The following is a 12973-nucleotide window of genomic DNA, read 5'->3' as shown; positions in this document are numbered from 1 at the left end:
CTCGTAGTAGACACTCGCGAGGGAATAACGCGGGAAGGGGAAGGCGGCCTGAGCCCGTCTCCGTCTCCCCGCACGCGTTGGCGTAGACAACCCGATAAAACGGGTGGGGCCCCGGATCGTTGAGATCCGGGGCCCCACCCGTTTCGCTGCCGGGCCGAAGCTCAGCTGGGCAGGCGGACGATCGGCGTCACTCGCGAGCACGGGCGCGCTGGAGTGCGACCGCGCCGGCGATCAGCAGTGAGCCTGCGCCGAGTACGAGCACCAGGCTGTTGGCGCCGGTGCGGGCCAGTGAGCGGTGCGGCGACGGCGTAGAGGAGGTGGTGACGACCACGCGGCTTGTGCTGGGGGTCGCCGAGGCGGTTGCAGCCGGGCTCTCCGACTCGCTCGGGGTCGCGGAGGGCGACTCGGAAGGAGTGGCGGACTCGGTCGGCGTGGGCGACTCGCTCGGGGTCGCGGAGGGAGCAGGAGACTCGCTCGGAGTCGGGACGACCGGCACATTGCCGCTGGCGGAGCCGCCGCCGTTGCGGAGGATCACTTCGGTCTCACGCTCCAAGGTGTTGCTGCCGAAGACCAGCGAGGCGGTGTCCGTCCACGGGCCGGCGCCGCGGAAGTTCATGGGCAGGGTGATTCGGGCGAACTGTCCCGCGGGAATTACGACCGTTCCACTGATGGTCTTGTCGGTGCAGCTGGTGACGTTCACCTGCGCGGCGGTGCCGCCGGTGGGGTCCCCCCACTCGTTGCGTCCCGTGTACGAGTGGGCGGTGGCGCTGCAGGTGAAGGTCTGGTCGGGTGAGGTGAGCTCATCACTCCAATTCAGCGTCACGGAGTCGGCTCCGGCGGCCATCTCCGGGGTGACAGTGGGTGTCTGGATGGTCACGCTGCCCGCACTGACGCCATCAGCGTCAGGTGCAGGGGCGGAGCCGAACTTGGCGAGATAACTGGGCATCTCGGTGCAGTTGCCCTCGCACACGCCGACGGGCACCTCGACGGTGGTGACCTCGCCATTGATGTTGAACGTGAGGGTCTCGGTGCTGGAAGGAGTGATCGCGCTGGTCAGCCGGGTGTCGACCCAGCCGGACAGGGACACGTCCTGGTGAGACTCGACGTAGTCGGTCAGTGTGATGACCAGGCGGCCATTCGTGCCGTCCTCATCGGCCCGGTAGGTCATGGTGGCGGCGGTTTCGCCGCTCTCGGTGTTGAGGTTCCAGGTGGTTCCGGAATCGAACCGCAGCTCGGCGGGAGTGCCGATCTCATAGGTCTGACCGGCGCAGTGGCCGTTATTGAGCGTGAGGTCGAACTGTAGCTTCAGCATTTCCCAGGCGACCGCCGTGTTTTCGGCGGACACCGGTTGATCGTTTTTGAGAAGCGAGACGTCGGGGGTCTCGGTGGTGGTGGTGCACGTGTCTTCGGCGGCGCTTGCCGAGCTGATGAAAGTAGCGGGGACGATCATCACCAGGGCCAATGCCCCGAGAGCAAGTACCGCCAGAAGGTGAGAGGCGGTGCGGGAGCGCATGGGACTCCTTTCTCATGCCGTTATCGGGAGAGTGTTTTGTATCCAGGACCGTCGCGACGACTGCGCGCTCCCGCCTTCTCGTGGTGACAACCGACGTGTCAGACAGGAGCGCGTAGGTTCGCGGCGCTAGGTCTCAATTCGGCAGCATACCCTTAACTGTGCGTCTCTAAGCGCGTTTGTGCGGCATCGCATGTAATAAGCTGTTGCGTTTATCACCAAGTCGCTAGCAACGGTGTTGCAAGCAATCTCGTGTGATGTCGTTCGTGCGCACGCCCCTTGCTGCGACGTCGGCTGGCAGTCCGAGACGGTGTCGGGCGAAGATGGTGTCGGCCCCGGCCGGCGTCGGCCCGGACCGGTGCCAGGCCGAGACTGAGCCGGCCCGGACCGGTGTTGCGTCGAGACGGTGTCAGGCCGAGGGCTGCGGATCCGCGGCCTCCGGAATCGGCCCGCCGTCGTCGCCCTCGGCCACCCGAATCGCCCAGTCGCCGCTCCCGTGCGAAGTAGCCGTCGGAGTGCGGATCATGCCCTCCTGCGCGATCGTGGAGACCAGGCGCCCGGCGGAGTCGAACACCTCCGCCCGGGCCATGGAGCGCCCGCCCTGGGAAGTGGGGGAGTCCTGCACGAACAGCAGCCAATCCCCCGCGTCGACGTCGCGGTGGAACCACTGGGCGTGGTCCAGGGTGGCCAGGCTCATGCCCTCGCTGCGCCAGGACAACCCCTGACTGCGCAGCGCGGGCTCCAGCATGACCTGGTCGCACATGTAGGTCAGCAGTGCCCGATGCACCGTCTGGGTGGTGTCCGGTGGAAGCGCCCCGCGCGAGCGCACCCACAGGTGCTGGCGGCCCTCCGTCTGCTTGCCGGGGCGCAGGTAGATGTTGCCCTCCACGTGGCGGATGTCGAAGGCGGTGGTGCGTCCCAGGAACTTGGCCACCGGGTGATCGATGGAGCGGAAGATCTCCAGCGCACTGGTCAACTCCTCCGGCGGCGGCACGTCGGGCGCCTCTAGCTGCACCTCGGTGCCCTCCTGCCGCTCCTGGAAGGAGGAGACCATCGTCAGGATCGGCGCCCCGTCCTGGGTCGTGGTGGTGCGGCGCTGGGAGAACGAGCGGCCATCATGCATCCGCTCCACCTCGAAGCGCAGCGGCTCGCCCGGCTTGCCGCCGCGCATGAAGAAGGCATGCACGGAGTGCGGCTGCCGGGGGCCGTCGCCGTCGTCAACCATCGTGGCGGCGGCCGCCAACAGGCCCTGGGCAACTACCTGTCCGCCGTAGATGCGTCCGGAGATCTGGGGAAGCGAGGAACCCGTGAACGCCTCCGTCCCGTCCCCCGCGCCGACCACCTCCTCAAGAGCGAGGATCCGTGTGACGGACCCGAGCGGTTCGGTGGTGGCGGGGGGAACGGGATACGGATGCGTCAAAGACCGAGCTCCTCCAGGATGGGCAGTTCGGCGCGCACCGCCTGCCGGGCCTCCTCGGCGGTCGCCGAGCTGGTCGCGATACCGGCAAGCCGCTGGCACTCGGCCAGGTCCACCGACTTCAGCACGGCGTCGACGTCGGGCAGGGCGCGGGCGGTCATGGACAGGCTGGCCACGCCCAGGCCCACCAGCACCGTCGCCAGTGCCGGGTCGGCGGCGGCCTCACCGCACACGCCCACCGGGCGCCCGTGCGGGGCGGCGCCGTCGCAGGCCTCCTTGATCAGGCGCAGCACGGCCGGCTGCCAGGCGGTGGAGAGGTCCGCCAGTGAGGACAGCAGCCGGTCGGCGGCCATCACGTACTGGGTCAGATCGTTGGTGCCGATGGAGGCGAAGTCGGCGTACTCGAACATCTTGTCCGCCATGATCGCCGCCGACGGCACCTCGATCATCATGCCGGCCGTCTGCAGGCCGTAGGAGCGGGCCTTCTCGGTGAAGGCCTTGGCCTCCTCCGCCGTGGAGATCATGGGGGCCATCACCCATACCTTGGCGTTGGTCTCGGCCTCGGCCTTGGCCAGGGCCTCCAGCTGATGGTCAAGAACCTCCGGGTCGCGGCGGGTGGTGCGGTAGGCGCGCACGCCCAGGGCCGGGTTGGCCTCGGTGGCGTCGGTGAGGAAGGGCAGTGGCTTGTCGGCGCCGGCGTCCAGCGTGCGCACCACCACCTTCTTGCCGGGGAAGGCCGCCAGGACCGCCTTGTAAGCCTCGACCTGGTCGTCGACGCTGGGCTCCTCGGGCTGGTCCAGGAAGCAGAACTCGGTGCGGAACAGGCCCACGCCCATGGCGTTGGCCTCTGCGGCCGAGCGGGCGGCGGCGCCGTCGCCCACGTTGGCGAGCAGCTGCACCTCGTGGCCGTCCTTGGTGGCGCCGTCCCCGTTGAATACGCGCACGCGGCTGGCCAGCTCGCGGGCGCGCCGCAGCTGATCCTCGCTGGGGTCGACGACGATGGTGCCCTTGGTACCGTCCACCAGGACGATGTCGCCGTCGGACAGCTGGTCGGTGACGGCGGAGCCGGTGCCGACGATAGCGGGGATGCCCAGGGCGCGGGCGAGGATCGCGGTGTGGGAGGTCGGGCCGCCCTCGGAGGTCACGAAGGCGACGACCTTCTCCGGGTCCAGCAGGGCCGTGTCGGCGGGGGCGAGGTCCTCGGCTACGAGCACGAAGGGCTCGGGCAGGCGGGGAATGCCGGGCATGGGGGAGTCGGTCAGCACTGCGACGATGCGGTCGCGCACGTCCTGCACGTCGCGCGTGCGCTCGGCCATGTAGCCGCCGAGCGACTCCAACATGGAGGCGAGCGTCCCCGCCGCTTCCCACACGGCCCGCTCGGGCACCAGGCGGCGCTCGCGGATCATGGCTTGCGCCGAGGAAGTCAGGGTCGGGTCGGCGGCCATCTGTGCGGTGGTCTCCAGCAGGGTGCGGCCGTCGCCCTTGGCCTCGGCGGCGGACAGCTCGAGGCCCTTCTTCACGGTCTGTGCGGCCGCGGCAACGCGGTCGCACTCCTTCTCGGTGTCACGGCTCGGATCCAACGTGGCGATCTCGGGTTCGGAAATGCCGGGGGCCATGCGGGCGACGGGGCCGGCGATGAGCCCGGGGCTCACGCCAATACCGGCTAGAGAGTTGGGGTTTGCGGCGGACGGGGCCATGCGGTTCTCCTCAACGGCGATGGAGATGAGTGTCACGGCTCATTGTGCACCGACTTGGGCGCTTGGGGAACGATTTTGCCATCGGATGAATGACGATTGACAGATAAGCGGCCCGCGGACCCGTCCCCTGAGCGCCCCGAACTGCGATAAAGTGACGGCGAGCACGAGGAACCCCGAGGAGCACGCATGAGTACTGCAGCTGAGATCGTCGCCGGCCTGGGTGGGCGCGAGAACATTTCCGACTTGGAGCCCTGCATCACCCGTCTGCGGGTGGAGGTAGTCGACCAGGACAAGGTCGACGAGGAGGCCCTGCGCGCCACCGGCGCCTTCGGCGTGGTCCGCTCCGGCCGCGTGGTGCAGGTGGTTGTCGGCCCGACCGCGGACACCCTCGCACAGGAGATCGCCGAACTCGACTGATTCGGCCGGTCGGCCGCCGCTTCCTTCCCGGCGGCCGACCCGCTCGGCCGCCGCATTGGGCCGCCGAGACCCGCCCAGCGTCAGCGGTGGGTGGGGATGAGAAGGAGCCCGGCCCGCCGTCGTCGGCGTGGGCGACTGGCGTTGGCACGGATCGTGTGAAACGCTTGCTGCAAGAGATGTTCTCGTCTGCCGTGCCGACCGCGCGGTCGCATCGGTGCAGCCGGCGGATCATCCCTTGAAATCACCTTCCCGCGCCCCATGCAACCGGGGACGCCCTCGCGCGCACGCGCGACCGAGCACGAGGCAACCGCCATGACCGACTCCAACGCCGCATCCGACATCCCCGACGAGCGCCTGAAGCAGCTTGCCGAGGCCCACGGGGTCTCCACCGAGTACTGGGACTACCACGGCAACCTCGCCGCGCCTTCCCGCACCACGCTGGTCGCCGTCCTGGGCGCCCTGGGCGTCAAGGCGAGTGACCCGCAGGAGGTCGAGGAGTCCCTGCGTGAGGTCGACATCGCCCCCTGGCGGCGCACCCTTCCCCCCACCGTGGTGGTGCGGGTCGGCACGCAGTCGACCATCCCCGTACACCTGCCCGACGGCGCTCACGTCCGGGTGCACATCAAGCTGGAGGAGGGCGACACCCTGCAGCTGCTGCAGGCCGACGACTGGACCGCCCCCCGCGAGGTCGACGGCGTGCTCACCGGCCAGGCCTCCTTCGTCATCCCCGACGATCTGCCGCTGGGCTGGCACACGATCATCGCCGACGTCGACGCCGGTCCGGACGGCGGCAGCTCCTCGGCGAGCGCCGCGCTGGCCGTCACCCCCGACCACCTCGACCTGCCCTCCTCCTTGGGAGGCCGCGGCTGGGGCGTCATGGCCCAGCTGTACTCCATACGCTCCCACGGCTCCTGGGGCATCGGCGACGCCGATGATCTCACCGAGCTGGTCGGCTTCCTGGGTGACGAGGGCGCCGACTTCCTGCTCATCAACCCGATGCACGCCGCCGAGCCCGTCGGCGAGATGACGCCCTCGCCCTATCTGCCGGTCACCCGCCGCTTCGTCAACCCCATCTACATCCGTCCCGAGAACATCCTGGAGGTCTCGCGCCTGTCCGGGCCGCGCCGCTCCCTGGTGCAGTGGGCGCATGAGGAGGTGGCCGAGGCCAACCTCAGCGCCGACGCCATCGACCGTGACACCGCCTGGAAGGCCAAGCGTGAGGCCCTGGAGGTCATCTTCGCCGCCGGCCGCTCCCGCTCCCGTCAGCGCGACTTCGAGCGCTTCCGCGACGCCCAGGGCGTGGGGCTGGAGCGCTTCGCCCTGTGGTGCGCGCTGATGGAGAAGTACGGCAGCTTCGCGGACTGGCCCGACAACCTCAAGGACGCCTCCAGCGCCTTCGTTGCGAACGAGGCCCGCACGCTGGCGGACCGCATCGACTTCTACGCCTGGTTGCAGTGGATCGTCGATGAGCAGCTGGGGCGGGCCCAGGCCCAGGCCAAGGCCTCCGGTATGAGCCTGGGGCTGATGGACGACCTTGCTGTCGGCGTGCACCCGCAGGGTGCGGACGTGTGGGCCGAGCCGGACGCCTTCGCCTCCGGCGTCGGGGTTGGCGCCCCGCCGGACATGTACAACCAGCTGGGCCAGAACTGGTCCCAGCCGCCGTGGGACCCCAACCGGTTGGCGGAGACGGCCTATGCCCCGCTGCGGGAGATGGTCGGCACGGTGCTGCGGCACGCGGGGGCACTGCGCATCGACCACGTGATCGGCCTGTTCCGCCTGTGGTGGATTCCCGACGGCCTGCGCGCCGATCAGGGCGCCTACGTGCGCTATGACCACGAGGCGATGATCGGCGTCGTCCTGTTGGAGGCGCACCGTGCCGGCGCCGTCATCATTGGCGAGGACCTGGGCACCGTGGAGCCGTGGGTCCGCGAGTACCTGGCCAGCCGCGGCGTGCTGGGTACCTCCGTGCTCTGGTTCGAGAAGGACGAGGACGACTGGCCGCTGGAGCCGGGCGCCTATCGGCACCTGGCCCTGTCCACCGTGAACACTCACGACCTGCCGCCCACCGCCGGCTATCTGGCCGACGAGCACGTGGCGCTGCGCGAGCGGCTCGGGCTGCTCACCGAGCCCGTCGAGCAGGTGCGCACCGAGGCCCGCATCGAGCGCGAGCGCATGCTGACGCGCCTGCGCGAGCACAACCTGCTGGCGGACAATCCCTCCGAGCGTGAGACCGTGGAGGCGCTGTACCGCTATGTGGTGCGCACCCCCTCGGCGCTGGTCGGCGTGTCACTGGTAGACGGTGTCGGCGAGCGCCGCGCCCAGAACCAGCCCGGCACCGACAAGGAGTACCCGAACTGGAAGATGCCGCTGGCGGACGGGTCGGGTGAAGTGGTGCTGATGGAGGACCTGCCGGAAAACGTGCGCCTGGCCAGCCTGCTGGGGGCCGTGCGCGACGAGTTCAATCGCTGAGGGCGGGTGGCTGCCGGTCAGATCCAGGTGAACAGGGGCGCGCCGGCCTCCACGTGTCCGCCCGCGGCACCGGTGGTGACCTGCGCGCCCTCGGCCTGGAGGGCGATGACCGGCACGATCGGGTTGCGGCCACCGGCCTCGACGGCGGCCGGGCACCAGGTGACCACGGGGTCGCCGACGGCGACGGCGTCGCCCTCGGCGACGTGCAGCGTGAAGCCGGCGCCTTCGAGCTGAACCGTGTCCAGCCCCAGGTGCACCAGGACACTGCGTCCCGCAGTGCCGGTCACGATGAAGGCGTGGGGGTGAATCTTGGCGACCGTCCCGGCGACGGGGGCGACCGCGCTGACCTCGCCTCCGCCCGCGCGGTCGGGGTCGATCGCCGCTCCTGGGCCGAGCATGCCGGTGGCGAAGACCGGGTCGGGAACATCGCCGACGGCGATCACGCGCCCGGCCAGGGGCGAGCGGACGACGGCGCTCTCCGCGTCCTCGGCGCCGGCGGCGAAGGTGCCTGCCGCATCGCCGTCCGATCCGGTCGGGATGCCAACGCCGCTCGATGCCTGAAACATGTGTGTCCTCCTTGGTTCGCCGCATGTCTGCCGTGACGGTGCGGGTCGGTCGACGGCATGCATATGGCGCCATCACCCAGTCGGCCGGAAGTGACCGGCGCTCCCGGCCATGGTAGCGGCAGGGTCACCCGCCCCGTCCTTGACAATCAGCGGCGCAGGGCTTGCACTGGAAGCGCCGGTTCGAACGCGTTCAAGGACGAGCCTCAATCTGGCCCTGATTTTCGCGGTCGGCGTGGCCATCGGCTTCGCGAGGAAGTCGGACGGCTCCACCGCCATTGCGGGCCTGTTCGGCTACCTGGTGCTCCAGGGCGTGTTCGGCGGCATTGTCATCGGCATCGTGGCGGCGAGGCTGTGGCAGCGGTACTACCGCATCAAATTGCCCGACAGGCTTGCCTTCTTCGGCGGTCGCCGCTTCGTCCCGATCATCACCTCGGTGGCGGCGATCGGCGTCGCCCTGGTCATGGGGCCCTGTATCCCGCCTTCAACTGGCTCATCAACGAGCAACTGGGCGGCTGGCTGATGACGGCCGGCACGGAGGGAGGAGTTGCCGCGGCCCTGGCGATTTGGCGCAGCGCCCTGCCCGCCAAGCGCAAGGCCACCGGTGCGCTGATGATCTCCGTGGCCCTGACCGCCTTTGTCACCGGCATCACCAAGCCGCTGGAGTACGCCTTCGCCTATGTCGCCTTCCCGCTGTACGCGGTCCACGCCGTGCTCACCGGTATTCAAGACCCCCGGCCGCGAGGCGGACGACGCCGACGCCTTTGCGGCCGCCCAGGACGCCGCGGCGAAGAGCTCCGGTAAGTCCGCGGCCCATTGACCGGTGCGCGTCGCAGCCCACATGTTCCGGGAAATCCGCTCCCCAGAGCCGCAGAGGGGCCGAGGGCGTGGAACCCGAGTCTCCGGATTCCACGCCCTCGGCGGCACGCGCAATTGGGCCGGTGAGTATCAGCCCTCGGCGGGGCGGGCGCAGGCCTGCACGCTCATCACGCGGCGCGTGTCGTCCAGGTTCTCGCTGACGATGCGGCGGAAGGCCGCGGGCGCATCCGCGTGGGCGGCCAGCCAGCTCTCCAGCGCCGCGGCCGGGGCGACGTCGGGCAGTCCCACGGTGGCGGACGACCACAGGCGCTCCAGCAGGTTCTCGGCCATGTGGAAGGTGCGCGAGTTCCAGATGCCGTCGGCCTCCTTGACGTACTCGGAGACGTAGGGGGCCAGCAGCTCGGGGTTGCGCTCCACCATGTTGAAGCCGGCGAGCATCTTCACCTGCGTTTCATTGGGCAGGCCGGCGTTGTCCACCAGCTCGCGCCAGGCGGCGGCCTTTGCCTCCGCGGTGGGGACGGCGGCGCGTGCTTGGGCGGCGCGCTCGCGGCCCGTGGTGGTGCGGTCGCGCGCCTCCTCCGCGGCGATCTCCGCCTCGCCACACCGGCCGGCGGCGACCAGCCCCACCAGCAGCTCCCAGCGCAGGTCCTGATCCACAACCAGGCCCGGCAGGGTGGCGGATCCGTCCAGCCAGGCGGCGACGACGTCGAGCTGGGGGGTGGTGACGGCGTGGGCGGCGACGGCGCGCACCAGCTGCAGCTGGGTGTCGCTGCCAGCCTCGGCCGCGCGCGCCAGGTCCAGCAGCGTGTCGGTAGTCGATACGGCCGCATCCCGACGCGTGGCCGGGGGCAGATAGGCCGACAGGCAGGTCGCCACCCGCGCCAGCAGCCCCTGCACCACGCTCGAGTGCGTCTCGGTGCGCAGCGCGCGCAGTGCAGCAGCCAGGAAGTCCGCGGCCGGCAGCTCGCCGTCGCGCACCATGTCCCAGGCGCTGGCCACCAGCACCGAACGCGGCAGTGAGGCGGTGAAGGCGTCCACGTGCGCCAGCCCGGTGGCGAGCGAGGCGGCGTCCAGACGCACCTTGGCGTAGGTGAGATCGTCGTCGTTCAGCAGCAGGACGTCGGGGCGGACGGTGCCGACCAGCTCGGGCACCTCGGTGCGCGCGCCGGCGACATCGAGCTCAATGCGGCCGGTGCGCTCAAGGGTGGCCGGGGCCTGGGCGCCGAGCGCATAGGCGCCCAGCACCACCCGGTGGGGGCGCAGCGACGCCGGGGAGGCCGCCGGGATCTCCTGCACGATCCCCGCGGAGGTGATCACGCCGTCGGCGTTCGTGTCCAGCTCCAGGCGCAGCGTGGTCACACCCGCCTCCTGCAGCCACACGCGGGTCCAGGCGGACAGGTCGCGGCCGGAGACCCGCTCCAGCTCACCGAGCAGGTCGGCCAGGGTGGCGTTGGCGTAGGCGTGGGCCGCCAGGTAGTTCTTGATGCCGGCGAAGAAGGACTCGCGTCCCACATAGGCCACCAGCGCGGACAGCACGGAGGCGCCCTTGGCGTAGGTGATGCCGTCGAAGTTGACCTCCACATCGTGCAGGTCGTTGATGTCCGCGGCGATCGGGTGGGTGGAGGAGAGCTGGTCCTGGTTGTAGGCCCAGTTCTTCTCAAGCACCTGGAAGGTGGTCCAGGCGTCCGTCCAGCGGGTGGTCTCGGCAACGGCGAGCGTGGAGCAGTACTCGGCGAAGGACTCGTTCAGCCACAGGTCGTCCCACCACTTCATGGTGACCAGGTCCCCGAACCACATGTGTGCCAGCTCGTGGAGGATGGTCTCGGCGCGGCGCTCGACGCGTGCCTGCACCGGCCGGGAACGGAAGATGTAGTCGTCGCGGTGGGTGACGATGCCGGCGTTCTCCATGGCCCCGGCGTTGAACTCGGGCACGAAGGCCTGGTCGTACTTGGTGAAGGCGTACGGGGTGCCGAACAGCTCTTCGTAGTAGGCGAAGCCGTTCTTGGTGATCGACAGGATCTCCTCGGCGTCCATAAACTCCGCCAGGCTCTTGCGGCAGTACACGCCCAGGGGGACGGTGCGGCCATCGGCGGCCGTGTAGACGTCGGTGGCCCCGACATAGGGGCCGGCCACGATCGCCGTGATGTAGGAGCTGATGCGCTCGCAGGGCTCAAAGGCGAAGGTGTGCGTGCCTGCGGCGGCCGGCGTGGGCGCGGGGGTGGGGGAGTTGGACAACACCGTCCAGCCCTCGGGCACGGTGACGGTGAAGCGGAAGGTGGCCTTCAGGTCGGGCTGCTCGAACACGGTGTACATGCGACGGGCGTCGGGCACCTCGAACTGCGTGTACAGGTAGGTCTCGCCGTCGGCCGGGTCGGTGAAGCGGTGCAGGCCCTCGCCGGTGTGCATGTAGGCGCAGTCGGCAACCACGGTCAGCTCATTGTCCGCGCGCAGGTCCGCCAGCGCGATGCGGGAGTCCGCGAACACCCGCTCCGGGTCCAGGGCGGTGCCGTTGAGCGTCACTGCGTGGACGGCCGGGGCGATCAGGTCGATGAAGGTGGAGGCCCCCGGGGTGGCGGTGAAGCGGACCGTCGTGGTGGAGCGGAAGGTGGCGTTGGCGGGATCCGCGGCGCCGGACAGATCCAGGACGACGTCGTAGCTGTCGGTGGAGACGACGGCGGCGCGTGCCGCCGCCTCCTCGCGGGTGAGGTTCTGACCGGGCACAAAAGCTCCTTCAGTCGTAGTGGCAGATGCTCTGGGAACCGCGGTGTGGGCCGCGACGCCCCGGGCGATTGTCCCACCGCGCGCCGGGGGCCAGAAATCGTGGCAGGCGTCGTGGGCCTGAGCCGCGCTCAAGCCGACCAGAGCGATCGGTGTGATCGAATCTGGCGGGCAAGAAAGATCGAAAATTGCGTCTTGCGCGAACTAGATGATCGATGCGATCATTTACGTACCCGCGCAGACCGCATCGGAGCGGAGCGCCTTCAATGAGGAAGTTGTGGTGACATGAACAATCTTCGATCCAAACCGCTAGCCGCTCTGTGTGCGGCGGCCGTGTCGATGGGCCTGCTCGCGGCCTGCACCCCCGGTGACGAGGGCGGATCCGGAGCCTCCGGTGGTGGAGCTGGTGTGGATGTCGTCTCGCTGGTGGACGCGGAGGGCAAGACGCCTATCGAGGACATCGAGGGTGAACTCGGCGAACCGACGGGCAGCTCAGACATCCGCCTGTGCTACATCACCAGGACGCTGTCCAACGAGTACTGGAGTTACGAACGCGATGGCTTCGAACAGACGGCGCAGGAGTACGGCGTCGAGTACCAGACCTATGCAGTCAACGACGAAGCATCGATCACTGAGCAGCTGGACAAGGCCCAGTCGGCGATGAAGTCAGGGTGCTCGGCAATCTTGGCGTCACCGATCTCCGCTACAGCTCTGGACTCGGTATTCGAGAGCGCTATCTCCCAGGGAATCCCCGTCATCATCCTCAACGATGCAGCCAGCAGCGTCGCGGGTACGGTTTACGTCGGGCCCGATGCGACGACCATCGGCGCCACCGCTGCGCAGTACATCGCGGAGAAGCTGCCGGATGGCGGGAAGGTCGCGATGATCGAGGGCGATCCGGGATCCTCGAATGCCCAGAATCGAGGAACTGGCTTCCGGGAGACGCTCAAGACGGACTACCCGAACATCGAACTCGTCGCATCGACCACGGCCAAGTGGGATACCGCTCTTGCCAAGGACACCGCGGCAGGCATGTTGACGGCCAACGAGGATCTGACGGCTATCTACTGTCAAAACGACACCATGGCACTGGGCGCCATGTCAGCGATCCAGGAGAAGGGTAAGCAGGGTGAAGTCATCCTCGTAGGCACCGACGGCATCCCGCAGGCGAAGACCGAGATCGCGAATGACAACGGATACACGGCGACCGTCTCCGAGCGTCCCACCACCGAGGGAACGAGTGGTGTCAAGGTGGCGCTGTGGCTGCTTGCCGGCAACAAGGTGCCGGCGTTCGTCGACGTTCCGGCGTTCGTTGTGGACAAATCGAACGTGAACGACTACCTGACCGGTATGCCGTGAGCCA

At 69.1% G+C, this 12973-nt stretch carries 8 protein-coding genes and 1 pseudogene; 4 read left to right on the top strand and 5 right to left on the bottom strand.

Translation table 11 applies throughout. The features are described from left to right. Positions 1-187: 187 nt before the first annotated feature. The 3 genes from C3B71_RS11510 to ptsP all read right to left on the bottom strand — a co-directional run bounded on the left by C3B71_RS11510 (position 188) and on the right by ptsP (position 4624). Positions 188-1513 (bottom strand): Ig-like domain-containing protein, encoded by a 1326-nt coding sequence (locus C3B71_RS11510; protein WP_108968181.1) that lies wholly within the window; start codon positions 1511-1513, stop codon positions 188-190. A 406-nt stretch (positions 1514-1919) separates the two neighbouring features. After that, the gene (locus tag C3B71_RS11505; RefSeq protein ID WP_108968179.1) at positions 1920-2930 is read right to left on the bottom strand and encodes an acyl-CoA thioesterase; all 1011 of its coding nucleotides are present in this window, start codon (positions 2928-2930) and stop codon (positions 1920-1922) included. Then, positions 2927-4624 (bottom strand): phosphoenolpyruvate--protein phosphotransferase, encoded by a 1698-nt coding sequence (ptsP, locus tag C3B71_RS11500; RefSeq protein ID WP_073329280.1) that lies wholly within the window; start codon positions 4622-4624, stop codon positions 2927-2929. The genes C3B71_RS11505 and ptsP overlap by 4 nt, the downstream gene beginning before the upstream one ends. A gap of 186 nt (positions 4625-4810) precedes the next feature. Here ptsP and C3B71_RS11495 point away from each other — a divergent pair, with 186 nt between their 5' ends. Beyond that, positions 4811-5041, top strand: a complete 231-nt coding sequence (locus C3B71_RS11495; RefSeq protein ID WP_073328637.1) for a glucose PTS transporter subunit EIIB — start codon at positions 4811-4813, stop codon at positions 5039-5041. Positions 5042-5353: 312 nt separating this feature from the next. Next, complete coding sequence (gene malQ, locus C3B71_RS11490) at positions 5354-7510, top strand: 4-alpha-glucanotransferase (protein ID WP_108968176.1); 2157 nt, start codon at positions 5354-5356, stop codon at positions 7508-7510. 17 nt (positions 7511-7527) lie between these two features. Here malQ and C3B71_RS11485 read toward each other — a convergent pair whose 3' ends face one another. Further along, the gene (locus C3B71_RS11485; RefSeq protein ID WP_083565552.1) at positions 7528-8076 is read right to left on the bottom strand and encodes a PTS sugar transporter subunit IIA; all 549 of its coding nucleotides are present in this window, start codon (positions 8074-8076) and stop codon (positions 7528-7530) included. A 205-nt stretch (positions 8077-8281) separates the two neighbouring features. Here C3B71_RS11485 and C3B71_RS11480 point away from each other — a divergent pair. Further along, positions 8282-8893, top strand: a pseudogene (locus tag C3B71_RS11480) (PTS transporter subunit EIIC); the annotation flags it as partial. 128 nt (positions 8894-9021) lie between these two features. Here the strand turns inward: C3B71_RS11480 and pepN are convergent. Further along, the gene (pepN, locus tag C3B71_RS11475) at positions 9022-11613 is read right to left on the bottom strand and encodes an aminopeptidase N (protein ID WP_108968174.1); all 2592 of its coding nucleotides are present in this window, start codon (positions 11611-11613) and stop codon (positions 9022-9024) included. 405 nt (positions 11614-12018) lie between these two features. Between pepN and C3B71_RS11470 the strand changes: the two genes are divergently transcribed. After that, entirely contained in the window at positions 12019-12969 is a 951-nt protein-coding gene (locus C3B71_RS11470; protein ID WP_073328647.1) for a substrate-binding domain-containing protein, read from the top strand. Positions 12970-12973 lie beyond the last annotated feature (4 nt).

This window comes from Actinomyces sp. Z16, assembly GCF_003111765.1.
GTDB classification, from domain to species: domain Bacteria; phylum Actinomycetota; class Actinomycetes; order Actinomycetales; family Actinomycetaceae; genus Actinomyces; species Actinomyces glycerinitolerans.
The sequence above is the reverse complement of the archived record's forward strand: the minus strand, read 5'-3'. Positions and strand labels throughout refer to the sequence as shown.